The sequence below is a fragment of the Rhizobium acaciae genome (assembly GCF_025941625.1).
GTDB lineage: Bacteria > Pseudomonadota > Alphaproteobacteria > Rhizobiales > Rhizobiaceae > Rhizobium > Rhizobium acaciae.
Genome location: NZ_JAPCZO010000078.1, coordinates 1 through 1151, shown reverse-complemented (window position 1 = coordinate 1151; position 1151 = coordinate 1). Strand labels below are relative to the sequence as shown.

Genomic DNA, 1151 nt, shown 5'->3' with positions numbered 1-1151 from the left:
ACGTAAGCGCCGGTGGTGTGGTAGGAGGCGATATAGGTGGTGTTGGCGGCGATGGTGACAGGCGTTGTAAAGTTCACCGTCTGCCAGCCGCTCGCCGTGGTGTTGGTGAAGGTGGCGGTGGCAAGCTTGGTGCCGGTGGTGGTCCACAGATCGACGACGTTCTGTCCGTTGTCGTTGGCGCTGCGGTAGAACCTGATGGCGGTAATGTCACCGACAACGTTCGACTGGAACTTGACGCCGACCTCGAGCTGCTGACCGTCGTTGAGATTGGTCTGGGCCGGTGTGCTGGAAGCGTTAAACAGGCTGTAGGTCGCAGGCGCCACTGTCGCAGTGATATTGAAGGTCTCGTTGGCGGCAAGGCCGCCGAGGTCGGTTGCCGTCACCCTGACGCCGTAGGTGCCGGATGTCGTCGGTGTGCCGCTGAAGGTCCGCGTCGTGGCATTGAAGGCGAGCCAGGCAGGCAGCGCCGTGCCATCGGCAGCCGTTGCCGCATAGGTGAGGGTCTCGCCGCTGTCGACATCGGTGAAGGTCGTCGTCGGCAGCGTGAACGAGAAGGCAGAGCCGACGGTGGCGTTCTGGGCAGCCGTCTGGACCGCCAGCACCGGCGCGTCGTTGGCGCCGTGGATGGTGACGGTGAGGCTGGCCGTGGCTGTCGCGCCGGCCGTGTCACGCATCGTATAGCTGAACACATCGCTCAGCGTGTTGGTCGACTGCCGCAGCGCCTGCACGGCGGCATTGGTCTCATTGACGGCATAGCTATAGACGCCCGATGCGCTGAGCACGAGACTGCCATAGGTGCCGTTCAGTGCCGTGCCGAGCGTACCGGTTGTGGCGCCGAAGCGGATCGCCGTCACCGTCTTGGTATCACCGGCATCCGCATCGGTATCGTTGGTCAGCACGTTGCCGCCGGCAACCACGCCGCCCGAACCGTTGGCCACACCACCCTTCTCGGTCGCGTCGCCCGCATCGGCAACCGCCGTCGGCGTCGTGTTGCCTGATGTCGACACGGCGATGTTGAAGGTCTCGTTGGCGGCAAGGCCGCCGAGATCGGTTGCCGTTACCCTGACGCCATAGGTGCCTGATGTCGTCGCCGTTCCGGTGAAGGTCCGGGTCGAGGCATTGAAGCTCAGCCAGGCAGGCAGCGCCGTGCC

Annotated in this window: 1 protein-coding gene; it reads right to left on the bottom strand. The window is 64.6% G+C overall.

Features of this window, described 5'->3' with window-relative positions:
- A partial coding sequence (locus tag OLZ32_RS39145; protein WP_264400087.1) for a DUF4082 domain-containing protein occupies positions 1-1151 on the bottom strand: 1151 nt, incomplete at both ends.